20 protein-coding genes and 2 pseudogenes are annotated in these 21,954 nt (G+C 71.4%); 12 read left to right on the forward strand and 10 right to left on the reverse strand.

Translation table 11 applies throughout. The features are described 5' to 3' along the window. The first annotated feature begins 328 nt into the window (after window positions 1–328). On the forward strand, window positions 329–1,423 hold the full coding sequence (locus ACZ573_RS34895) for a hypothetical protein (RefSeq protein ID WP_471312324.1): 1,095 nt from the start codon (window positions 329–331) through the stop codon (window positions 1,421–1,423). 330 nt (window positions 1,424–1,753) lie between these two features. Next, window positions 1,754–2,401: pseudogene (locus ACZ573_RS34900) on the forward strand (ISL3 family transposase); the annotation flags it as partial. Between the two features lie 456 nt (window positions 2,402–2,857). Here the strand turns inward: ACZ573_RS34900 and ACZ573_RS34905 are convergent. Continuing rightward, entirely contained in the window at window positions 2,858–3,025 is a 168-nt protein-coding gene (locus tag ACZ573_RS34905; RefSeq protein ID WP_471312475.1) for a hypothetical protein, read from the reverse strand. A gap of 261 nt (window positions 3,026–3,286) precedes the next feature. On the opposite strand from ACZ573_RS34905, the gene ACZ573_RS34910 reads away from it, so the two are divergent. The 3 genes from ACZ573_RS34910 (at window position 3,287) to ACZ573_RS34920 (ending at window position 5,683) form a co-directional block, all read left to right on the forward strand. Beyond that, window positions 3,287–4,834: an alpha/beta hydrolase gene (locus tag ACZ573_RS34910; RefSeq protein ID WP_471312463.1), complete on the forward strand. Its 1,548-nt coding sequence runs from the start codon at window positions 3,287–3,289 to the stop codon at window positions 4,832–4,834. Between the two features lie 415 nt (window positions 4,835–5,249). Continuing rightward, window positions 5,250–5,423: a CsbD family protein gene (locus ACZ573_RS34915; protein WP_471312326.1), complete on the forward strand. Its 174-nt coding sequence runs from the start codon at window positions 5,250–5,252 to the stop codon at window positions 5,421–5,423. Window positions 5,424–5,557: 134 nt separating this feature from the next. Further along, window positions 5,558–5,683: a hypothetical protein gene (locus ACZ573_RS34920; RefSeq protein WP_471312328.1), complete on the forward strand. Its 126-nt coding sequence runs from the start codon at window positions 5,558–5,560 to the stop codon at window positions 5,681–5,683. 79 nt (window positions 5,684–5,762) lie between these two features. On the opposite strand, the gene ACZ573_RS34925 is transcribed toward ACZ573_RS34920, so the two are convergent. Further along, complete coding sequence (locus tag ACZ573_RS34925) at window positions 5,763–6,137, reverse strand: carboxymuconolactone decarboxylase family protein (protein WP_052875022.1); 375 nt, start codon at window positions 6,135–6,137, stop codon at window positions 5,763–5,765. 115 nt (window positions 6,138–6,252) lie between these two features. Here ACZ573_RS34925 and ACZ573_RS34930 point away from each other — a divergent pair, with 115 nt between their 5' ends. Further along, entirely contained in the window at window positions 6,253–7,200 is a 948-nt protein-coding gene (locus ACZ573_RS34930; protein ID WP_471312331.1) for a LysR family transcriptional regulator, read from the forward strand. Between the two features lie 534 nt (window positions 7,201–7,734). Here the strand turns inward: ACZ573_RS34930 and ACZ573_RS34935 are convergent. Continuing rightward, the gene (locus ACZ573_RS34935; protein WP_471312333.1) at window positions 7,735–7,962 is read right to left on the reverse strand and encodes a hypothetical protein; all 228 of its coding nucleotides are present in this window, start codon (window positions 7,960–7,962) and stop codon (window positions 7,735–7,737) included. A gap of 269 nt (window positions 7,963–8,231) precedes the next feature. On the opposite strand from ACZ573_RS34935, the gene ACZ573_RS34940 reads away from it, so the two are divergent. From ACZ573_RS34940 to ACZ573_RS34950, 3 genes are all read left to right on the forward strand, one after another. Continuing rightward, a complete protein-coding gene (locus tag ACZ573_RS34940; protein WP_471312335.1) occupies window positions 8,232–9,728 on the forward strand; it encodes an ATP-grasp domain-containing protein in 1,497 nt (498 codons plus the stop codon). Beyond that, window positions 9,725–11,725 (forward strand): PEP/pyruvate-binding domain-containing protein, encoded by a 2,001-nt coding sequence (locus tag ACZ573_RS34945; RefSeq protein WP_471312337.1) that lies wholly within the window; start codon window positions 9,725–9,727, stop codon window positions 11,723–11,725. The genes ACZ573_RS34940 and ACZ573_RS34945 overlap by 4 nt, the downstream gene beginning before the upstream one ends. A 107-nt stretch (window positions 11,726–11,832) precedes the next feature. Next, on the forward strand, window positions 11,833–13,035 hold the full coding sequence (locus ACZ573_RS34950) for an MFS transporter (protein WP_471312338.1): 1,203 nt from the start codon (window positions 11,833–11,835) through the stop codon (window positions 13,033–13,035). On the opposite strand, the gene ACZ573_RS34955 is transcribed toward ACZ573_RS34950, so the two are convergent. The 6 genes and pseudogenes from ACZ573_RS34955 to ACZ573_RS34980 form a co-directional block, all read right to left on the reverse strand. Continuing rightward, window positions 13,026–14,093, reverse strand: a complete 1,068-nt coding sequence (locus ACZ573_RS34955) for a helix-turn-helix transcriptional regulator (RefSeq protein ID WP_471312340.1) — start codon at window positions 14,091–14,093, stop codon at window positions 13,026–13,028. The two genes, ACZ573_RS34950 and ACZ573_RS34955, sit on opposite strands and share 10 nt — an antisense overlap. 1,144 nt (window positions 14,094–15,237) lie before the next feature. After that, window positions 15,238–16,545, reverse strand: a complete 1,308-nt coding sequence (locus tag ACZ573_RS34960; protein WP_471312342.1) for a serine/threonine-protein kinase — start codon at window positions 16,543–16,545, stop codon at window positions 15,238–15,240. A gap of 246 nt (window positions 16,546–16,791) precedes the next feature. After that, complete coding sequence (locus tag ACZ573_RS34965) at window positions 16,792–17,070, reverse strand: GlsB/YeaQ/YmgE family stress response membrane protein (protein ID WP_383198532.1); 279 nt, start codon at window positions 17,068–17,070, stop codon at window positions 16,792–16,794. Beyond that, on the reverse strand, window positions 17,046–17,462 hold the full coding sequence (locus ACZ573_RS34970) for an ATP-grasp domain-containing protein (protein WP_471312465.1): 417 nt from the start codon (window positions 17,460–17,462) through the stop codon (window positions 17,046–17,048). Before ACZ573_RS34970 ends, ACZ573_RS34965 begins: the two co-directional genes overlap by 25 nt. Before the next feature lie 65 nt (window positions 17,463–17,527). After that, window positions 17,528–17,647: pseudogene (locus ACZ573_RS34975) on the reverse strand (hypothetical protein); the annotation flags it as partial. Between the two features lie 32 nt (window positions 17,648–17,679). Then, on the reverse strand, window positions 17,680–17,898 hold the full coding sequence (locus ACZ573_RS34980; protein ID WP_471312344.1) for a hypothetical protein: 219 nt from the start codon (window positions 17,896–17,898) through the stop codon (window positions 17,680–17,682). A gap of 550 nt (window positions 17,899–18,448) precedes the next feature. On the opposite strand from ACZ573_RS34980, the gene ACZ573_RS34985 reads away from it, so the two are divergent. Further along, window positions 18,449–18,787, forward strand: a complete 339-nt coding sequence (locus tag ACZ573_RS34985; protein WP_471312346.1) for a subtilase-type protease inhibitor — start codon at window positions 18,449–18,451, stop codon at window positions 18,785–18,787. Window positions 18,788–19,198: 411 nt separating this feature from the next. Here ACZ573_RS34985 and ACZ573_RS34990 read toward each other — a convergent pair whose 3' ends face one another. Next, window positions 19,199–19,879, reverse strand: coding sequence for a response regulator (locus tag ACZ573_RS34990; RefSeq protein WP_471312348.1), 681 nt, complete (start codon window positions 19,877–19,879; stop codon window positions 19,199–19,201). Window positions 19,880–20,143: 264 nt separating this feature from the next. Between ACZ573_RS34990 and ACZ573_RS34995 the strand changes: the two genes are divergently transcribed. Together ACZ573_RS34995 and ACZ573_RS35000 are read left to right on the forward strand one after the other, a co-directional pair. Further along, window positions 20,144–21,115, forward strand: coding sequence for an ATP-binding cassette domain-containing protein (locus tag ACZ573_RS34995; RefSeq protein ID WP_471312350.1), 972 nt, complete (start codon window positions 20,144–20,146; stop codon window positions 21,113–21,115). Beyond that, window positions 21,112–21,930, forward strand: coding sequence for an ABC transporter permease (locus ACZ573_RS35000; protein ID WP_471312352.1), 819 nt, complete (start codon window positions 21,112–21,114; stop codon window positions 21,928–21,930). The genes ACZ573_RS34995 and ACZ573_RS35000 overlap by 4 nt, the downstream gene beginning before the upstream one ends. Window positions 21,931–21,954: the final 24 nt, after the last annotated feature.

Genomic DNA, 21,954 nt, shown 5'->3' on the forward strand with positions numbered 1-21,954 from the left:
CACTGCCCTCGATGAACCACAGGACATCGACCAAGGCCGCGGCCAGGGCGTGAGCCAGAGACGAGTACACGGGCATGAAGGCGGTCTCCCAGCAGGTCATGGCAGCAGAGTCCGGCCATCCCACCACACACCACTGACATCACACTCAGTCAGCCCTCCACGGAAAGTGAGCCAGAACCCCACTTCGGGAGGCACTAGAGCCCGCCGAGGATTCGAACGGTGATGCTCAGCGTCGTGGCTGTGCTTCGGCCCCACAGCGAATTGAAAACACGTTGGCCGGTCTGTCACGGAGCTGCGACGATGCCCCTGTTTCCCGAGCGGAGGACGTTTGTTCGTTTTCGTGTGTGTGCGGTGTGGCTCCGAGCTGACCGCCCCGTTGTCCCAGGTCGCCCTGCCGGCCCACGCTCGCCAGCAGTACGGGAACGGGCTTCAGCTCCCGGTGCTCATGGAATCGGGGACGTTCGCCGTGGAACTGGAGCCCTGGGGACCACCGTGGCGAAGGTGGGAGGAGATCGATCCGGACGAGGCGGCTGCCCGCGGCATCTTCGCGCCGGTTTATGCCCTGTCCGACGGCGTGTCCGGCGCGGTTGTCATCGCACCGGGAGACACCCGTGGTGCCGTGCTGATCCCGGAGAAGCGCGGCGGCGCCTGCTGCGGCTTCGACGGGCGCGACGGCCCCAACATGGCCTGCGCGGCGTGCGGTCTTCCCGTGGCGAGCAGGATCGACGACTGCTCGCTCTGGCAGGCCGTGTGGCTCGCCCCGGACGCCGTGCGCCGCCTTCCCGTCGAAGGCGCCGACGCCGGACCGCTGTCCTGGGCGGACCTGCTCGCGGAGGGGGATGGCGTGCCCCCGTCCGAGCCGATCGCCCAGTGGGGAGAGCCGTTCCGGGCGAGCGACCGATGGCACTGGAGCCCACAATGGGTGGCGGCAGCCGGGCAGGCGCTCGCCCACCTCTTGGTGGCCTCCGACGGCCGGGCGGTAGCCGTGCCGGACGGCCTGACCGCCAAGATGTTCCAACGAGCCCTCGACACCCTGCTGCCGGCTGGCGGGCCGAGGCGGCGCGCCGTCCTGGCCGGACCGGGACAGCCGGCCCACGACGGCGCCGACATCCTCCTCGTGCCGTCCCACCCGCAGACCGGGAAGGCATGGACCCCTGCCACTCCGGCGCGCTTGGTCCCGTTGCCGTTCGGGGTGTGGCTCCGGCTGGTCTCCCCCGAACCGCAGCTGCCGGCCCTCTCATCGGGGCGTATACCCGACGGCGTACTTCGTGACGACCCGCCCACGCCGAGTGTCCATGACGTATTCCGGATCGACTGGGCCGTCTTCCAACGAATGCTGACCCGGCTGCCGGCCGTCCGCACCCCGTGGCTACGCGAGATCCACGACAACCTCACGCAGCACCTGCGCACCGGCCTCCTCTAGCGGAGTGACAGGTGCCAGTACCGATCGAACAGCGCCGGACAGCGGTGCCTCCCGAAGTGGTGAACATCTGCTGTCCGTTCTCGGTTCTGGCACAGATCTTGGGGAGTCGTCGCGCAACGTCACCTCCGTGTTCGATTGCGAGGGGACGTGCTCGCGTGAGACCGCGTACGCCGTACCACCCGACAGCCGGAAATTACGCTCCGTCAGGTCCTCGGTGGTCTCTGCCGTGGTCGGCCAAGGACGGTGATGGTGCTGGTCATGCTTTCCGATGCATCGTTCTGGGGCTCGATCGTGTTGGAGGGTGTCGACGACGTGGACGTCGAGGCGGTGATGGCTGCGTTCGGTACGGTCGAGGTGGTGGCGAGAGGCCTACTGTCCGGGGCAGCATGTCCGGACTGCGGCCGCTTCTCGGAGCGGGTGCACGACCGCTATCACCGCAGGTTGAAGGATCTTCCGCTGCCCGAGCAGGGCTTCGTGATCCGGCTGGTGGTCCGGCGTTTCATCTGTGGAGCTGCGGCCTGTCCGCGTCGCACGTTTGCCGCGCAGTTCTCGCGGTTGGCCGCCCCGTACGCACGGTTCACGATTCGACTCAACCGCGCCTTGGAGCGAGTGGGGCTGGCGCTGGCCGGGTGGGCCGGAGCCCGGCTGGCCGCCCAACTGGGCTTCGGCGCGGGAAGGATGACCTTGTTGCGCAGGGTCGTGGCGCTGCCTGATCCGCAGTTCAGCACGCCGCGGGTGCTGGGCGTGGACGACTTCGCGATCCGCCGCGGCCAGACCTACTCCACCGTCTTGACCAGCGTCGAAGACCATCGAGTGGCCGATGTACTCCCCACCCGTGAAGCCGCGCCGCTGGCCGCGTGGCTGATCCGCCACCCGGGCGTGGAGTTCATCTGCCGGGACCGAGCGGGCGCCTACGCCGAGGGCGCCCGACGCGGTGCCCCCGACGCTCTGCAGGTTGCCGACCGGTTCCAACTGGGGCAGGGCCTCGGCCGAGCAGTGGAGACCTGCATCGCCGCCCACCGCGGCGGGCTGCGCAACCCATCGCCCAGCGGCATGCTGCCGGAGGCCACTGGACTGGTTTCCGGTCGACCCGCAGGACGACCAGGCGCCCGTCGGCCGGCGAGCCGAGCGAAAGAAGGCAGCGCACACCCTGGTCCACGAGCTCCTGGCCCAAGGCCACTCACGCCGGGCAATCGCCCGGCACCTGGGCTGGGGCCTCAACACCGTCCTCCGGTACGCGAACGCCGCCAACTGGCAGGACACCATCCGCGAGAACCGCCCCCGGTCCAGCAGACTGGACCCCACCGATTCACACCTGCTGGGCGTGGTGGTGGAGCGGGCCGCCATCGGGGCAGGTCGTACCGCCACGGTAGCCGCAGCAGCGGTGGGGGGAGGAGGGGTTCAGCCTTCCACGGCTGGTGGAGACGCCGGCCGTTACCTGTCCTGCGAGGTCAGGAGCAGGACCAGGGCCTTGGAGTAGGTGGGGCCGAGCGCGGTGGCCACCGCTTCGGCGCACATACCCTCGTCGCACACCGCGCCCGCAGTCTCCCAGCCCACCCGGGCGGCGATCCGCTCCAGCACACCTGCGGCGCGGATCGCCAAGGAGAAGCGCCCCGGCCGCGCTCACCCGGTCAACGACCATCCGGTGTGGTGAGAGGGGCCCTGGCACACGGCCAGGCAGGGCAGCCCGGGAGTTCCGACTTCCGAGGCCGCGTCCGGCCTCGACGGGGTCGAGGCGGCCTGGCCAGGCCGGGGTGGTGCTGGCACCACCCCGGATACGGGCGTTGGGGGGATCGTCCGATGGGCCCGGGTTCTCGGAGGATCGGGGTGTATCGAATCGCTCCGACCGGGGGAACCACCCACATGCACCTCTTCAAGAAGCCCGCGCGATGGGCCACGGCTGCCGCGTGCGGGCTGCTCGCCCTCGCCGCCCTGCCCGCGTCGCCGGCGAGCGCCGCCGGGGCGAAGGGCGGCGCCCCGGCCGTGCCCGCGCGGTACGCGCAGCAGCGCCTCGACTGGCAGCCGTGCCAGTCCGGTGCGCTGGAGTGCGCCTCCATGACGGTGCCGCGGGACTGGTACCGCCCGGGCACGGGGGCGGACCTGATTGTCGCGGTGTCCCGGCACCGGGCCGCGGACCCCGCCGCGCGGCGGGGCGTGCTGATGATGGCGGCCGGCGGGCCGGGCGCCTCGGGGCTGGGCCGGCCGGCGGGGCTGGCGGCGTACTCGCCCAAGCTGGCGGCCTCGTACGACGTCGTCGGCTTCGACCAGCGCGGGGTCGGGGCCAGCACGCAGGTGGTCTGCTCCGACCAGGACGCGGTGGATGCCCTGTTCACCAGCGGCGACCTGCGCGACCGCTCTCGCCGGGCTGTGGACGCCACTGTGGACCGGGCGCGGAACTTCGTGCGGGACTGTGAGCGGCGGTCGGGCGGCCTCCTCCCGTACATCACCACCGACCAGGCCGTGCACGACATGGACCTGTTCCGGGCGCTGCTCGGCGAGTCGAAGGTGTCCTACTACGGCCCCTCGTACGCCACCTTCCTCGGCGCCTACTATGCAACCGAGTTCCCGCGCCGGGTCGACCGGGTGGTGCTCGACAGCAACATCGGCTTCACGGGCAGTTGGCAGGAGTTCCTGACGGGCCAGCCGATGAGCTTCCAGCGCCGGTTCGAACAGGACTTCCTGCCCTGGCTCGCCGCGAACGACGCGACGTACCACCGGGGCCGGACCGCCGAGGAGGCCAAGGCCTCGTACGAGCGGCTGCGGCGCGCGCTGGGCGAGCACCCGCTGGACTTGGAGGGGACGACGGTCACCCCCAACCACCTCGACGCCGCCGCCACCTCCATCATCTACAGCGGCGACCGCTTCCCCGACCTGGCGATGCTGCTCGGTGTCCTGGAGCACCCGGAGGCGGCTCCGCCGGCCGCCCGCAAGGCCCTGGCCGAGAAGCTGAAGCACCCGCTGGGGGCGCAGTTCGCGGCGGACTTCTTCTCCGTCATCTGTCAGGACACCCCGTGGAACCACGACAGCTCCTACTGGGTCCGCCGGAGCGCGGCCGACGGCGCCGCGTACCCGATGGCCGGGGCCCGTGAGCTGACCTTCGCCTCGGTCTGCGCCGCCTGGCCGCGCTCCCAGGCGCCCCGGGTGCAGGTCACCGGGCTGGGGCTGCCGCCGATCATGATGCTCAACTCGCTCCACGATCCGGCCACTTACTACGAGGGCGCGCTGCGGGCCCACCGGCGGACGGCCGGATCACGGCTGATCACCGTCGGCGGCGGCGACCACGGCGTCTACCAGTCGCACAACCCCTGCGTGGACGCGTACGTCGAGGGCTTCCTCGTCGACGGCCGGATGCCGGCCGAGGATGCCTCGTGCGGGGGCACGCCGCTGCCCGACCCGACCGCCGGCCGGTAGGTCGTCGCTTTCGGATCTTGCCGGTCAAGCCCGCGAGGGCTCTACACGGGTCGGGGTGCGACGGCGTTGGCGATGCCCCGGCCGGCGAGCCTCTGCGCCGGCCCCTGGGTGAGATGATCGCGCCTCGCGTCGGCTGTGGACAGCACCGGCCCCCATGTTGTCCCCGCACCACCACCGGACAGTGGGTGCCGTTGACGTCTACCTGACGTACCGCCGCTTCCAGTAGCGGCCCCTTCCCCCGCACGACGGGAAGTGGCCCGACCCTCCACGGCCCGACCGTGCCGGCCCGCCATCGGGATTCATGCTCCGCTCGGAGCAGGCCGCGGCAACTCCAGGACCCACCCCGTTTACGGGCGGCGGATGTGAGCAGGAGAGCGTTCACGACCGATCCGGTACAACGACGAGGAGGTCCCCGATGTCGGGCACCGAGAAGAGCAAGGCCCATGCCGAGCAGGCCAAGGGCAAGGCCAAGGAGGCCCTCGGCCGCGCCGTCGGCAACGAGCGCATGACCGCTGAAGGCCGCGCCGAGCAGGCCAAGGGCGACGCCCGCCAGGCCAAGGAGAAGACAAAGGACGCTTTCCGCCACTGACCCGCGGACAGCCCCTTCACGGCGAGGCCCCCGATCCCCTTCCCGGGGTCGGGGGCCTCGCCGTACTCCGAATCGGCAGGGAGGCTTCGGTCCGAACCGCGCCGGGCAGGGCCAGCCGGGCGAGGGGGTCGTCTGTGCCTGGGCAGCCGGGGTCGGCACACACCGCCGAGCACGCCCTCTTCGGGCTGGATGCCTTTGAGAACGCCCTCTTCCCCCGGCAGGCGGAACACCCCGGCGGCTCCGACGCGGAAGACCTCTGACCCCTTGCCTCCCGGCACCGGCCACGGCTGTCTTGCCGGAGTGCTGGTCCCGTTGCCGGAGGGCCGGACCGGTGGGCCGTCAGCCGGAGGGGGTGGTCGCGCTCGCAGAGGTGGCGGACGGGTCGTGGTGGCCGTGCTGTTCGTAGAGGCGGTCGGCGAGGAGGGCATGGGCGAGGGTTCCGCCGGCCCGGACCGAGGCGGTGACGAACGCGGTCTCGGCGAGTTCCTCGGCGGTGACGCCGTGCCTGCGGGCGGCCGCGGTGTGGACGTCGAGGCAGTACGCGCACTGGGTGACGAGGGCCACGGCCACGGAGATCAGCTCGCGGTAACGGCGGGGGACGGCGCCGTCCTCGCGGTCGACCGCGTTCTGGAAGGCGAGCCAGGCCGCGAACTCGGGCGCCGCGGCGGCGCCCACGGAGCGGGCGCGGTGGAGGTCGTCGGGGTGCGCGTACATGGTACTCCTCGGGAAGTCGATGGGGGTGGGACGTCTCCACCTCATCCCGGACCCCGCCCCCGCGTCCAAGACCGGTTCCGCGGGGGCGGTGCCGTTGTCGGTATCGTGGCCGGTCATGGACTTGAGGGCGTTGCGCTGTTTCATCGCGGTCGCGGAGGAGGGCCACTTCGGCCGCGCCGCCGTGCGACTCCACCTCGCCCAGCCGCCCCTCAGCCGCCGGATCCGCGATCTGGAGGCGGACCTGGGGTGCCGTCTGTTCGACCGGATCCCGACCGGTGCGCGCCTGACGGCGGCAGGAAAGGTCCTGCTCCCGGAGGCCCGCGACCTGCTGGCCCGGGCCGAGCGCGCCCGCGAGCGGGTGCGGGCCGCGGAGTCCGTACGCGAGGTCGTCCTGGGCGCCGTTGGCGGCGCCGGCCTGGACTCCTGCCCCGCGGCGCTCGCGGTACTGCGCGACACCCGCCCCGGACTGCGTCTGAGGCTGCACGAGGCGCCCGTGACCGATCCGACGGGCGGGCTGCGCGAGCGTCGGGTCGACCTGGCACTGACCCGTCTCCCCTTCGACACTTCGGGACTGACAGTACGTCAGCTCGGCGTCGAGCCTCTGGTGGCGGCGCTGCCCGCGGACGACGCACTCGCCGCGCGGTCGCGGCTGCACGTGCGGGAACTCGCGGGGAGGCCGCGCTTCCGGCTGCCGGCCGGGACGGACGCGCGGTGGCGCGCGTACTGGCTCGCCGCTGACGAGGACACTCCCGGCCCGGTGGTGGCGTCCGTCGAGGAATGCCTGCACGCGGTGGTGTGGGACGGGGTAACCGGGATACTTCCGGCCGGCGCCGCGCGCCGGCACGCGCGCCCTGGCCTCGCGTTCGTCCCGGTCGACGGCCATCCGCCGAGCCGCCTGGTGCTGGCCCGCCGCGCGGACGCCCCCGACCCGCTCGTGGACGCGGTGGCCGCCGCCCTGGCGGACGCCCACGCTTCGGCGGACCCTCTGGTCGGTGTCCACCCCGTCGTTCCGCTCGCGCACCCGGCGGCCGTCGCCGGTGCCGAAGCCTCCCACCCGGCCTGAGCGAAACCAGACGGCCCGGACCGGACTGCGGGCAATCCACCGACGCGGCAGGTCGTTCCTACACCGGGCCGGCGGCATGGGTCTTCGACACCTACCCCGACGAGAGGCCGGGGATCAGGTTCAACCATCAGGGACCTGCCACCACCAAGCCGTGCAAGCTCTACCTCGTGGTCTTCTCGCTGAAGGACGGCGCGAACGGGTTCCTCCCCCAAGACCCGACCGACGTGAGCCACGTACGCTCGCCCGGCCAGCAGAACTGAACCAAGCCGTCAATGTGCACCGGAAGGCTCGCCGCGGCCGGCCCGATCAGGCAGCTCGCCGCCCTCGCCGACCTCGGCGTCTACTGGGCGCAGCAGTCCCAGCCTCAGCCTCCAAACCCTCAACTGCCGTGACCTCACCCCACACGCCCGGCTCACCCACCGAAAGGCCCTCCGCCCGCGGAACCCAACACCCACCACGGCGCGGCCGCGCAGGGACGCCCCGCACCCCCAGGAACACCCGTGTCGCCAGCCTATGGAAGTCCCGGGGCACCTCTCAATCGCTGAAGCGCACGAAGGCGCGTACGGGCTGCCCATGGACGTGTTCGACCTGGTGGCGTCGACGAAGCGCACCGCACCTCGGGGTGGCTTCCGCAGTAGCCACCAGCACCTTCTCCAGGCGCAGCCCGCACCGCTCGGCGGCCTGGTCGAGCAGGGCGGTGCGGGCGGCGTTGTCGTGCGCGGAAGCGGCCATGACGACGACGCCGATGATCAGGCCCAGCACGTCGACGCATGCTGTGGCCGTGAGTCGTCGCCGCGGGCCGGGACGGGGCCCCGTCGACCGCCGGGGTGGCCGCTCGGGTTCCTGATCGGCTGGTGACGACCTGCCGGACCGCCCGCGGACGCGCGATCACCACGAGGCCCGCCCGGATGGCTGAAACGCCCCCATACCGGGCCGACTTGGCGAGCGCCATTGTTTGGCGAACGCCTAACCGAGTAGGCGTGCATCTGTGCGTCCGCCGTTTTCCGTCGTGGTCTAGTTACCCATGGTCTGTGCACGGTGACACCGCGTACGGATCGTCCGCCGTCGCGCCCCGCGGCGTCCCCCTCGACCCCAGGAGCACCATGACCCCGATCCTCTTCGTCTATGCCAAGGGCGGCCCTCCTCTGGAGTACGCCGTCCCGCGCATCGCCGCCCACGCCGAGGTGCACGTCCTGGCGCTCGCGCCGTTGCCCCGAACCACCGAGTCGGTGTGGATGCCCGAGTGCGCGTCGGTCACCACCGTCCCGCCGGGCGAGGGGGTGGAACTGGTCGATCTGATCTGTTCCCACGCCCGCCGCGTCGGCGCCGGGGCGGTACTGACCCTGTCGGAGTACGCGGTGGTGGCCGTCGCCCACGCGAGCCTCCGGCTCGGTCTGCGCGGTGCCGGCGAGCGGGTCGCGGGGGCGCGGGACAAGCGTCTGATGCGCCGGATCTGGCGTGACGCCGGGGTGCCCGTACCGGGGTTCGCGGAGGTCCACGCTCGACAGGACATCATCGCCGCCTTCGAAACCCTGAGGCCGCCGCTCCTCCTGAAGGCAGCCTGGAGCGCGGGCTCCACGGCCCACCTCACCGTGTGGAACGAGCAGCAGGCCGAGGCGGCCTGGACGACCGGCCGTTCCGTCATGGAAGCCTCCTCCGCGCAGGGTTACTCGGAGCTGCTCGCCGCGGACGAGGGCGTCAGCGACTTCCTGCTGGAGGAGATCGTGACCGGGGAGGCGTCAGACTGGTTCGACGGGGACGGGTGGGGCGACTACGTCAGCGTGGAGGGGATCGTCGCCGACGGCCGCTACCACCCGCTGTGCATCACCGGGCGGATGCCCACCATCGCGCCCTTCACCGAGCGGGCGAGCCTGGCTCCGGCCGCCCTCCCGGACGCGTTGCAGCATCGGATCGAGGAAGTGTCGCGCGCCGCCGTCGACGCGCTCGGACTCGACACCTGCGCCACCCATACCGAGATCAAACTCGGCGCGGGCGGGGTCATGTGGCTGATCGAGACCGCCGCCCGCTTCGGTGGGGTGATGACCACCCGACAGGTGGAGACCGTCTTCGGGTTCGACATGATCGGCATGCTGGTGCGCCAGTTGCTCGGCCGGGAGGTCGCCTACCCGGAGCGGATGCTGACCAAGGGCAAGGGCGCCGCCGGATCCCTCGTCGTCCTTGCCGTCGACGCCGAGGGCCGGCCCTGGACCGAACACCCCTCCTGGGACTTCGAGGCGGTCGACTGGGCCGCCCTGGTCGCCCCGGGCTCCCGCGTGGAGCCGGTGCGCGAACACAGTCTCGCGCCGGGCAGCCCGGTACCGCGCTACGAGGAGGCGGGAGGGGCCAATTCCATGGCCGCGCTGTGCTTCCTCACCGCCGAGTCCGGGCCGGAACTGCTGGCCGACTGCCGACGCATCCTCTCGGCCCTGCCGGAAGCCCTCACCGCCCCGTCCCACGCCCTCACGGCCGACACCCCCGAGCCCTCCGCCCTGCCCACCGACCGCTCGACGCCCGGGAGCACCGCATGACGAACGCCGGAACCATCGCTGCCGCGCCGTCCCCCCGAGGCGCCGCCGTGGACACCCTGCTCACACTCCCCCTGTTCGAGCAACTGGCCGGGGTGCTGGGCGGGCACTCGTACGTGAAGGTCGTCGTGGACCGCGACCAGGGCCTCTGGCACGTCCTCGACAGCTCCGTGCACTCCTTCCACGTCAACTACATAGCCACCGAGATCCAGGGTCTGACCCTCGGGCAGCTCGACGCCGAACTCGACCGCTTCAACCATGACGTCTACCAGGACCCCGCACGGCGCTTCCTGCTCGGCGTCCTGTCGCTGCACTCCCGGGGCGGCCCGGAGCGGGTCGAGCCGTTCATGGTCCTGGAGACCACCGAGGCCGACACCATGGGCGCGGACTTGTTGATCGAGTTCCACGCCTTCGTACGGGCTCACCTCGACCCCGCGCTGGAGCTGCTGGTGAAGCCCGCCAACCACGGGCAGGAGCACGCCCTCGCGAAGGTGCCGGAGACCGTGGTGCCCCGTGCACGGGGTCACGCGCTCCTGGCGACCGCGCCCTTCGTGCCGTTGACGCTCGCGTCGGCCACCGGCCGGCTCCGCGCCTTCGCCTCGGGCGAGGAATACCTGGCCGCCCGCGCGGGTCTGACCTGGTACGACATCGTCGCCATGCCGGTGGTCCCCGACGACATTCCCCGGCTCTCCGGTCTGATCAACGCGCACCCCACCACTCCGCTGTCGCACACCAACATGCTGGCAGCGGGGTGGGGCATCCCCAACGCCATCGTCCGCGGAGTCCTCGATACGATCGCCGACGAGAAGCTGGACGGTGCCTGGGTCCGTTACGAGGTCACCGCCGACGGGTTCGTCATCGAGCGCGCCGAGGAACCGTCGGACCTCGCCGAACCGACCTGGCACACGCAGCGGGTCCGTCTCGACGCGCCGCACGTGACGGACGTACCGCTCGTGCCGCTGTCCGCGTTACGCGCCGGTGACCGCAACCGCTACGGCACCAAAGCGGCCAACCTCGGGGAACTGCACCACGTACTGCGCCACGGATCGGGCCGGCTGACCGGCTACTACTCCGTGCCCCGCCCGCCCCGGGCCGACCTGCTCGGTCACCTGGCCGCCCGGCTGGGGATGCCCGAGGACGGTGATCTCGCCCAGTACGCGAGCGAGTTCCTGACCCGGTACGTCCAGGCGCCGGCAGGCATCGCCGTCCCCTTTTCCGTCCAGCAGCGCTTCCTGGACTCCTCACCGGCCGTGCAACAGAGCATCGGCAAACTGAAAATGGCCCTGGAGCTGAACTCCATGGACGCCGTGGACACGGTCTGCCTCCAACTGCAGCACTTGGTGCGCACTCTCCCGGTGCCCGAGCACCTGGTGCGCGCCCTGGACACGCAGCTGGTCGAGCACCTGGCGGGCACGGGCCGCTTCGCCGTGCGGTCCTCCTCGAACGCCGAGGACCTCCCGGGTTTCTCCGCAGCCGGGATCTACGAGTCCCACACCAAGGTCACCGATCTGCCGGGGCTGCTGGACGCCATCCGCCAGGTATGGGCCTCGTTGCTCTCCCCGCGCAGCGTGCGGCTGCGCCATCAGGCCGGCATCCCCCTGGACGACACCTACATGGGGGTGATCGTCCAGCGCTACGAGCCGTCCCCGCTCGGAGGCGTCATGGTCACCTGCAATCCGACCAACCGGGCCGACTTCCGCAACGTGTACCTCAACTGCGCGCACGGGTCCACGGCCGATGTCGTCGACGGCCGGACGATGCCCCTGCAGTACCTGTACAACACGGTCGAGGGCGGCGGCCGCACGATCTCGCTGGGCGCGGCCACCGAGGACCTGGCCCAGGACACGCGGGCCCACCTGGGGCGGCTGGCCCTGGCGGGCCGCCTGCTCCAGTCCCATTTCGCCACGGACTACACCTTCGCGGGGCCGCTCGACATCGAATGGCTGCTCGGGCCGGGAGGCGCGCTCCACATCCTCCAGTTGCGCCCGTACAGCGCCTGACCCGTCCGTACTCCCCCCCGTTCCGTCCCACCCGAAGGTCGCCCATGCCCGTCTCCCTGCGTACGCGCGTGAAACGCCGCGGGCGTCCGCCCGCCGTGGTGCTCCGCGTGATCCGACTGAACAACGGGTTCCAGCTGTTGTTCAACCTGCTGTGGTGGATGCCGGTCTTCTACCAGTACCAGAAGCAGGCGGGCCTCTCGGACAGCCAGATCTTCGGCATCCAGAGCGTCTACTACGTGGCGTTCTGCCTGCTGGAGATACCCACCGGCTTCATCGCCGACCGCATCGGACAGCGTCGCTGCATGCAGCTGGGGGCGGCCGCGATGACCGCCGCGAACCTCCTGCCGGTCGCCTCGCCGTCCTTCGCGGGCTTCATGGCGCACTTCCTGGCCATCGCGGCCGCCCGCTCTCTGGTGTCCGGGGCCTCCAGCGCCTACCTGTACGAGTACCTGCACGAGCACGGCGCGGGCGAGCACTACGTACAGGCCGAGGGCACCGCCCGGGCGCTCGGCCTCTGGGCGAAGATCGCCTGTTGGCCGCTGGTCGGCGTGGTGATGCACGTCCGGCACGAGGCCCCTTACGTGCTGACCGCGCTCTCCACGCTCGGTTCGCTGGCCTGCGCCGCGGCCCTCCCGGCGATCGCGGCGCCCCGCGGGGGCGGTCAGCCGCGCGCGGAGCGCGTCGGGCTCCTCGATTCAGCCCGCCAGGCCGCGAAGGTGCTCGGAACGTCACGGTCCCTCGGCCCTTTGATGGTGCAGGGCGTGGCCGTGTTCACGCTCGCCCGCATCTGCCAGGTCAACCTCTTCCAACCGCTGCTCCTCGAAAAGGACCTCCCCGTCGCCGACCATGGTGCGGTGCTGTCGGCGATGACGGTCGCCGAGGCCGTTGGTTCGGCCAGAACCGGCTGGCTGCGGAGCAGACTGGCCGACGCCACCGTGGTGACCGTCCTCAGCGTGGTCATGGCAATCACGCTCGCGGCCACCACGCTGTCGGGGGGCCTGGGCACGATCCTGTGGCTGTGCGTGTTCGCCGCCGCGGCGGGCCTCGCGTACCCGGTGCAACGCAACCTGATCAACGCGGCCATCCCGCCGACCCCCTACCGGGCGACCCTGCTGTCGGTGGAGTCCATCCTCGACCGGGGCGTGTGCGCGGTGGTGGCACTGGCCGTCGGTGCCTACCTGGCCGTGGACCGGCTCGACGCTCTCCTCGTGCACGCGGCGGCGGGCACCTGTCTGCTGCTGCTCGTCGTGGGCGTCGTCCTGGGGCGGCTGCGTCGGGAGGGCGTACGTCGGGCATCCGGTCAGCCCTGATACGGCGGGACGGCCGCGCGCGGCGGCCAGACACTACTGTCGAAGATGCCGAGGGTGTAGGCCCGAGCCACCAGGGCCGGACGCGAGTCCGCGTCGAGCGCGACGCGCAGCCGGCGCAGGTGGTAGTCCAGGGCTTGGCGCGACAGTCCCAGGTCGGTGGCGATGGCTCCGTTGGACCGGCCGCCCGCCACGAGGGAGAGGACCCGCAGTTGCACGGGGCTGACCTGGACGGGGGTGCCGAACTCGACGCTGCGCGGAGTCAGTACGGCCGACACCCGGTCGGGAGCCCCCCGGCGCCTGACCACCGCGAGATCCGCGCGGAGCACCTTGCTCCCGCCGGAGGCCGTCCCGCAGATCAGGAAACACGTGCGCCGGGAGGCCTTGCCGGTGACCAGGTCCGCCCACGCGTGCCGCACCGCCCGGGGGTCCCCACGCAAGTGCCCGACGGCGCGGCTGCCCTCCAGGGAGGCACGGTCACCCCCGAGTAGTTCCGCAACTCCTCCACTGACCCGCTGTACGCGGCCCCGCAGGTCCAGTGTCACGATCGCCAGGCCCGAACGCTCCCACAGGGCGTGGAGTTCCTCGGCGGCGGCGGCCTTGTCCTCCAGGGCCCGGGCCTGGTCGGTGACGTCCGTGTAGATGCCGCCCACGCGGGGGCCCCGGCCGAGGTCCAGGACGAACCGGTGCCCGGTCACCTGCCGGGGCGCACCGTCGGGGTGCCGGAAGACGAGGGTGTGGCGTACGGGGCGGCGCGACGACAGCACCTCGCGGTCCAATGCCCGGAACATGGCGGCGTCGTCGGGGGCGTCGATCTCCTCGACCGTCCGCCCGACCACGGACTGCGGTTCCATGCCGTAGAGGTGGGCGTAGGCGGCGTTCACCCACAGGTACCGGCCCTGTCCGTCGCGGATGAAGGCGGGTGCAGGGGCGTACGAGGCGAGGGCCTCGAACCACCGCGCCGATTCCGGGATTTCCTGGTTCCCGCCCGCGCGCGGGGCGAATTCCCCGCCACCGCCGATCGTCGACCGTACCTGCCCGGTTTCGTTCTTCGCGTACATGCCTGTTTCTGTCTCTCGGGTTGCCGCTCACACTGCGGGCGGGAGGTCAACTTAACCCGATTCGAGCTAAGTTGCCGTACCCGGAAAGCGGAATGTCCGGTACCCCCCTCCAGGGGGACGGGACGGCACCTGAGGCCCGGTCGGCAGTTGGCCGCGACTTCGTCCTGTCGGCAGTCGTGGACCGGCTGATGGCGGAGCGCCACACGGTGGTCATGGGGCCGCCCGGCATGGGGAAGCGAGGCGGCGGGGCGACGCCCGTCGTACAGGTTCGTCACTCCAGGCTGTCCGCCTGCCCCGTCGTCCGGCGGCGGACGCGATCGTATGCGTCCGCCGACCGTTCAGCAGGGTTCCACTTCGATGCGGGCCGGAGAAACACGGCACGCCCCCTCCACTTGCAGCAGTTCGGGCCGTCACCGGGGGGGCGACGGCCCGTGCGCGCGTGCCGGTCAGCGGTGGTGGCCGCATGGGCCGGCCACGGGTGGGGCATCTCGCGCAGGCTCACTGGCACGGGGCCCGGCCTGCGCGTGGAGGCTGGCGGCGGCCCCAGGTCTCGGTGTCGACGGTGCGGCCGCGGTCGTCGCGCAGGGCCCAGCCGCGGAGGTTGATGGCGTCGCGGGTGGTCTTTCGGATTCGGCCCGAAGTGAGCCCAGGGCCACGCTCTCGACGCCACGGCCCCCACGGCATCCCCCGCCGACGCTGGTTACCAGACGTGGACATATCCGTCACACCCACCTGCGCGACGCACGCATTCCACCCGCCCCGCACGTGCCCCTGACATCCGCTGACCGCTCCACCCACCCGCCCGGGAAGCCACACCTCCGCGTGTCGTTCTGGCCGCGAAGGTCAGCGGTTCGATGGGAGACAGGGCTCATGGGGGCTGCGTACTACGGAGCCGAGAGTGAGAGCGGCGACCACATCGAGGTCCCGTCCGAGGATGCCCTGTTCATGCTGATCGACGACCTCAACGGCACGTAGTACGCCCCCAGGCCCCGCCTGTCGGAGTGCAGCCCGGCCCGACCTGCGGGTAAACGCCCCGCGCGGCCGGGAGCACCTCCTGGCGGGTGGCCCTGCGCGCCGCGGCATGGGAACGGGGTTCAACGACGGTCGGCTACCGGCGTGTGCCAGCGCTTCAGGGGTGGTTCGTTTACCATCCCTTGCCCTTCTTGCCCTTGGCCTTCCCGGGGATCTCCGTTGGCTCAGGAGCCTTCGTCGGACGGTCTGTGACGGATGGAGCGGAGTATGAATGGGTCGGGTTGGTGGAGGGCTCAAGTTCTCCTGGGATGGAAGGTGCCGCGACCGGCAGCTGCGGGGCTGACGCTGCAGGAGGCGACGCGGGCACCGTGCTGGGGGGTCCTGCCGGGCCGGCCCACTCGGTGCTCTTTGACGCCAACGGTTGTTCGGGGGAGGGAGCGGTGTCGGGTGTGTTCTTCCCTGCTGTTATGCCCCCCAGCGCCAACGCACAGCTGGCCGCGACACTCGCAGCCGCAAGGCTGAAGAGAGCCGCCTGTCGCCGGCTGACAGCCCTGCTCCGCGTTCGCATGGGGTGCGCGGCAGGGAATGGCGGCAATGAGCGGTGTGTAGAGGTGCCGGTGAGCGCCGTGCTCGATGCGGTCCGGGGCCGCGGCGCCTGTGCGATGTCTTGCAGGCGCTGGTGGACGGTGGCGGCGTCGGGGCGATCCGCAGGGGCCTGGGCGGTCATCGCCCTGAGGAGGCGAGCCAGGTCGTCCGGCAGCCCCTCGGGAATCCGGGGTTGACGCAGGAGGTGGGCGGTGCCGATCTCCACGGGCGTTCCCTGGTATTCGCGGTGGCCGGTGAGTGCTTCGAGGAGGGTCATTCCCAGGGCGTAGATGTCGCTGGCTGTGCTCGCGCCTTGGCCGAGGAACTGTTCCGGGGCCATGTAGGCGAGGGTGCCGACAAGGGTGTCGTGGGCGCTGTGGGAGTCGTCGTGGACGGTCCGGGAGAGCCCGAAGTCGGCCAGGTGTGGCGAGCCCTCTGCGCCCAGGAGGATGTTGGAGGGTTTCACGTCGTGGTGGATGATGCCGTGGGCGTGCACGTGGTCGAGGGCTGAGGAAAGGTCGGCGCCGATCCGCGTGACCTGGACGGCGCTGAGGGGGCCGGCATCCATTCGGGTGCGCAAGGTGACGCCGCGGATCAACTCCGTCACCATGTACGCGCCTTGGCCGTGTCGGCCGGCGTCATAGACGGTGACGAGGGCACGGTGGGACAGTCGGGCCAGTGTGCGGGCTTCGTCGCAGAAGCGGTCGGCAGTGATCGTGTCGGTGCCCGCGCGGAACACCTTGACCGCCACCTCACGGCCCAGCATCTGGTCGACGCCGCGGAAGACATCCGCCGTGCCGCCGGACCCAATGGGGCCCTGGAGCCGGTAGCGACCGCCCAAGAGGGCGTCGCGTTCAGGCGCTGCTTCATGCTCTGAGACGGACCGGGCCGGCATACGGGTCCTCCTCCACTCGCGGGCAGTGCCGCGCGCCTACCCCCTGAGGGTCGCCCTACGCACCGTCTCCGGCAGCCCAGCACCGGCACACACGGCCCGCTGCTGGCCGGCAGGTCACCCCTCTGGCCTGACGGAAGTGGGGGCGCCACGGAGAGAGGCGCGGCCTGGGCTGCACTCGTAGCAGCGGAACGGCTCCGCCCTCAGCAGAGAGGGGGAGCCGTTTTCGTCCGGGTCTGAGGAGGTCGTTCAGGCGTGGCTGTGGTGTCGCTTGTTGCCGGTGACCAGTCGGTAGACGGCGAGGAGGATGACGGAGCCGATGATGGCGGCGATCCAGGTGGACAGGTCGAAGAAACCGTCGATGGAGTCGACGCCGAAGATGACCTTGCCGAGGAAGCCGCCGAGCAGGCCGCCCGCGATGCCGATGAGCATGGTGATGATGACGCCGCCGGGGTCCTTGCCGGGCATCAGCGCCTTCGCGATGAAGCCCGCGAGCAGTCCGATCAAGATCCAGGCAATGATGCCCATGCGCTTCTCCTACCTCGATGAATAGAGTCGGTGTTAACAACCGTCTTCACCACGCCCGAGTTTCCAAACGTTCGGATCTCTTGATCATTACGAGAGGCTGCTCGCGTCTTGGACCCGAACGGGCCGGCGGCACGGAGCGCTACGTCGAGGACGCGGTCGGGTTCCGCGGCGTAACAGTGGGCGAATGACGCCATGTTGGCCTCGACCACCGCCCAGTCGCCGCCGGCGAGCCGACCGGTGTCCAGACACACCGCGCTGGGCAGGCCGGAGGCCGTGGCGTCGAGGACCGTACGGGCGAATGCGCGGCTCTCGGCGTCCAGCGGCGCCGGATCGAGGCGTCCGTGGACGGCGTAGCGACTGCCGGTGACGGCTTCGCCGTCAAGGACGAACAGCCGGACTCGGTGGCGAACTCCACCACACCGCTCACCAAAACCGGCGTGGAGCCGTCGAGCCCGCCGGGCAGGCTGGTCCCGACCTCGTGGACGGCGGCGGGCAGCAGGTCGAGCTTGGCCGAGGGCGGCTTCACGAAAACCTGCTCCCGCAGCTCCCGTGCCTCGCCGAGGGTGGTGAGCCGCACGCGCCCCCGCAGGAAGGGGCGCGGTAGGTGCGTCAGCCAGTCGTCGGCCGGTTCGAGCAGCCCCAGGCCCAGCGGGCCGGCATGGCGTGCGGCCGCACGGGGACCTCCGTACCAGTGCGCCCTGCGGCCTTCGACACCCGTCGCCCTGTCGGCACGTCGTAGCCGCGCCAGGCCGCCGCCCGCGCGGTGAGTCCGGCGATCGGGGTGTGGGCGGCGGGCAGGGGGAGGGCGGACGGGGTACGGGCTTCCATTCAGGTGAGCCTGACGAACCGCTGCCGGCTGAACGGGCGCCCGAATACTCCAGCCCCGCGGGGTGTCGGGCCTCAAGGGAGGTCCTTCCTCTTCATCGACACCGGCCACCTTCCCGCCGAGCTGCGCCGGACCGGATTCAGTCAGGAGCTCCGCGCCCTGAGACTTGGGTTGACCACATTCCCCCGTCACCCTGCAAGGTGATTCGGCGAACCGCGCACCGCCGTCACCAGGGAGGAACACGGCGCGGCGGGGCCGCACCCCCACCCCGGGCCGCTCGGGAGCCTGGGATGTACCGCGCCAGCCGGGCGAACACCGGCCGGTGATCCGCTATTCAAATCATCTGTCCGTAAATCGACTGCTGGTTGGCGACCCTCCTTCGGGCCTGCCAGGCTCGTCTTCAGTGGAGCGTTCGAACGCAGGCATCGAAGCGAAATCACCCTTGAATCGAAGGCGAAACTTGTCATGCGTCACCACATGGTCGCAGTATCCGCCCTCAGCCTCCTCTGTCTTGCAGGCGCCACGGGTCTCGCGGAGGCTCAACCCGCCGGTATGCACAGCCCGTCCGCGATGGTCTTCACCATTGCCCAGGGTTCCGGCGCACCCACGGACACCGTCCTGCGCGCGTCGACCCTCAGCTGCGCCTACACCGCCGAGGGCACTCACCCCGCCCCGAGGGCCGCGTGCGACGCCCTCAACGCCACCGACGGAGAACTCAACCGCCTGCTGGCAAAACCGAATACATCGCGGTCGTGCCCCAAGTACTTCGACCCCGTCACGGTCACCGCGGACGGCGTACTGCACGGTAGGCGCGTCACCTGGAAACACACCTTCTCCAACGCGTGCATCATGTCGGCGACCCTGAACGGGAACCCGGTGTACGCGTTCTGACTTTGCACGGCCGACCTTTCGAGCTGACGGACGGCCCGAGGGCCAACAGGCACCCGGGCCGTCCTCCCCAGTGCAGCCGGAGGAACCTATTGCCGCTGCCCGGGGTCGACCTCGGGCACGTCCCCGCCCACCCCCGTACCCGCACCTCGACCCGGCGACCGCGCCACCGCGCGAGCGGCGCGACGAGCCGGGGCGGCCGCGCACCGCGGGCAGGGGTGGCGCTCGACGTCGTCGGCATCGGCATCGGCATCGGCCGGAGCGTGGTCGTGAGGGTCCGTCATGGGACCGGATACAAGCAACCCGGCAAAGGTTCCCGGTCACAGCACTGGCGGGCGCCGCCGCGCCGCCTCCGTGCCCGGGCGCTTCTGTGGCGAGGGCATGATCGGCACTCGGCGGGACGCTGACACCGGGTCAGCGGGGGCGTTGCGGGACCAGGCCGGCCTCGTACGCGGAGATGGCCGCCTCCACCCGGTTGCGCGCGCCCAGCTTCGCGAGCACCGCGCTGACGTGCGCCTTCACCGTGCCCTCAGCCAGGTGCAGCCGGCTCGCGAGCTCCGCGTTGGACAGTCCCGTCCCGAGTCCGGCCAGCACCTCGCGCTCCCGTTCCGTGAGCCGCTCCAGCGAGCGGTGAGGATGCGCTGCCCGGTGCGCGCGCAGCCCGGCAATGACTCGGCCGGCGACCCGGGGGGACAGGTAGGCCCCGCCGGCTCCCACCGCCCGTACCCCGTTGAGCAGTTCCCTCGGGTCGTCCGCCTTCAGCAGGAAGCCGTCGGCGCCTTCCTCCAGGGCGCGGGTGACGTACTCGTCCTGACCGAAGGTCGTCAGCATGATCACACCGACCGCCGTCGGTTCTCGGTGGAGCCGCGCCGCTGCCGTCAGCCCGTCCAAGCCCGGCATCTGGATGTCCAACAGGACCACGTCCGGCCGGTACCGGCCGGCGAGCGCGATGGCCTCGTGCCCGTCACCTGCCTCGGCGACCACCTCAACGTGCGGGTCCCTGGCGAGGATGGCCCGGATACCCGCCCGGACCATCGCCTCGTCGTCAGCCACCAGGACCCGGATCTGTCGGCTGCTCGGCGTCGTCTCTTCCACGCGGCGAGCCTACGGCCGCCGCACCACCGTGCGAACGGCGAGCCCCACGGATCCGCCCCGGGTCGGGGCACACCCCCGACGAAAGGCAGGACGTCGCTGCCGTTCGGCCAATGGGCGCCGACGCCGCGGACTCCTAGCGTCGATTCCGTACGGGAAACGAGGCGGCCGCACCCGGGCCAGGCCCGCCACGCCTCGGTCGGCGCGCGCCACCGCCGGCTCCCGGGTGCTGTATTCCGCGGTCCACGACCGACCTGAAGGAACTCCGTGATCACCCTCCAAGGACTCACCAAACGCTATGGCGGCACCCTCGCCGTGGATGACCTGACACTCGACGTCCGGGCCGGCCGCGTGACCGGCTTCCTCGGCCCCAACGGGGCCGGGAAGTCCACCACGATGCGCATGATCCTGGGCCTGGACCACCCCACCCGCGGGCGGGCCCTGATCGCCGGCCGGCCTTACGCGGACCTGCGACGGCCGCTGTGCGCCGTCGGCGCGATGCTCGACGCCCGGGCCGTCCACCCGGCTCGTTCCGGCCGCACGCACCTCGTCGCCCAGGCCAGGGCCAACGGCATCCCGCTACGCCGGGTGGACGAGGTGCTGGAGACGGTGGGCCTGACCAAGGCGGCCCGCCGGCCGGCGGGAACGTACTCGCTCGGCATGAGCGGGCGACTCGGGGTGGCGGGCGCCCTCCTCGGCGATCCTCCGGTACTCGTCCTGGACGAGCCGGTCAACGGCCTCGACCCGGACGGCGTGCGCTGGATCCGCCGGCTCGTCCGTGACCAGGCGGCGGAAGGACGCACCGTGTTCCTCTCCAGCCACCTGATGAGCGAGATGCAGCTGACGGCCGACCACCTCGTCGTCATCGGACGGGGCCGACTGCTGAGCGACACCTCCATGACCGAGTTCCTCTCTGCCGCCTCTCCCGCGTCGGCGCGCGCCGTGGTGCCCGACCCCGAGGAGCGGGCGACCCTGGTCCGCCGTCTGATGACGGCTGACGGGGTGAGTGTCGAGACGTCCGCGTCCGGCGATCTCATCGTCGAGGGCCGCACCGCCGCCGAGATCGGCGACCTGGCCCACCACTGCCAGGTCCGGTTGCATCAGCTGAGCGACGTCCAGGTCTCGCTGGAGCAGGCGTACATGGACCTGACCGCGCGCAGCGTCGAGTACACGAGGGGCGGCAGAGGCGCGGACGAGAGCGCCGCGGACGCGGCGCCGAACGAAGGGGGACGACAGTGACCGCGACGACGACACCCGACAGGCGGACGGACCCGCCCCGGGCCGTGCCCGACACCCCTGGCCGGGGCACACCGGGTGGCTTCGCCGGGGCGATCGCCTCCGAATGGACCAAACTGTGGTCCGTCCGGGCCCCATATCTCTGCCTTCTGGCGGGCCTCACGATCACCGGCGTCTTCACCTACTACTACGCCTCGATCGCCCGCATCAACGGGCATCCGATCCAGCCCGCAGGGAACGCGGCGGCCTCTTCCGCCGTCCTCGCCCAGTTCGCCGTCGTCGTCCTGGCCACCGTCGCGGTGACCTCCGAATACTCGACGGGAAGTGTGCGGGCTTCCCTGCTGTGGGTGCCCCGGCGGCCTCGGGTCCAGGCGGCGAAGGCCCTGGTGGCGGCCGTGGTCGCGTTCGTCGCCGGCACCACGTTCGCCGTCGTGGGTACGGCGGTGGCCTGGGTGGCGTTCGACGGGCGCGCTTCCTTCGAGGCTGGCCCGAGCCTCCGGCAGGTCCTCGCGGTCGGTCTTTACCAGGCGTTGGTCGCCGTCCTGACCGTCGGGGTGGCGTTCGCCACGCGCCACCCGGCCGGCGCGCTCTCGATCCTCGTCACACTCCTGTGGGCACTGCCGAGCGTGCTCCTGGGGCTCGGAGGCCCGACGCTCGCGGACGTCAACGACCATCTGCCGCACGGATCCGGAGACCACTTCATGCGCATCGGCGCCGAGGCCCCGTACGCGTCGGCGACGTCGGTCCTGATCGTGGCTGCGTGGGCCGCGGCCGCGCACCTGATCGGCCTGTACGTCCTTCGCCGCCGGGACGCCTGACCGCGCGTCGGAACCCGCTCGGAC

The organism is Streptomyces sp. NPDC040545, assembly GCF_055595065.1.

Coding starts and splice junctions, on each gene's coding strand:
- ACZ573_RS34925 (WP_052875022.1), bottom strand. CDS start 6,137: ATGTACGCGCACCCCGACGACCTCCACCGCGCCCGCTCCGTGGGCGCC.
- ACZ573_RS34910 (WP_471312463.1), top strand. CDS start 3,287: ATGCACCTCTTCAAGAAGCCCGCGCGATGGGCCACGGCTGCCGCGTGC.
- ACZ573_RS34930 (WP_471312331.1), top strand. CDS start 6,253: ATGGACTTGAGGGCGTTGCGCTGTTTCATCGCGGTCGCGGAGGAGGGC.
- ACZ573_RS34965 (WP_383198532.1), bottom strand. CDS start 17,070: ATGGGCATCATTGCCTGGATCTTGATCGGACTGCTCGCGGGCTTCATC.
- ACZ573_RS34960 (WP_471312342.1), bottom strand. CDS start 16,545: ATGCCGGCCCGGTCCGTCTCAGAGCATGAAGCAGCGCCTGAACGCGAC.
- ACZ573_RS34985 (WP_471312346.1), top strand. CDS start 18,449: ATGCACAGCCCGTCCGCGATGGTCTTCACCATTGCCCAGGGTTCCGGC.
- ACZ573_RS34955 (WP_471312340.1), bottom strand. CDS start 14,093: ATGTACGCGAAGAACGAAACCGGGCAGGTACGGTCGACGATCGGCGGT.
- ACZ573_RS34915 (WP_471312326.1), top strand. CDS start 5,250: ATGTCGGGCACCGAGAAGAGCAAGGCCCATGCCGAGCAGGCCAAGGGC.
- ACZ573_RS34980 (WP_471312344.1), bottom strand. CDS start 17,898: ATGGAAGCCCGTACCCCGTCCGCCCTCCCCCTGCCCGCCGCCCACACC.
- ACZ573_RS34945 (WP_471312337.1), top strand. CDS start 9,725: ATGACGAACGCCGGAACCATCGCTGCCGCGCCGTCCCCCCGAGGCGCC.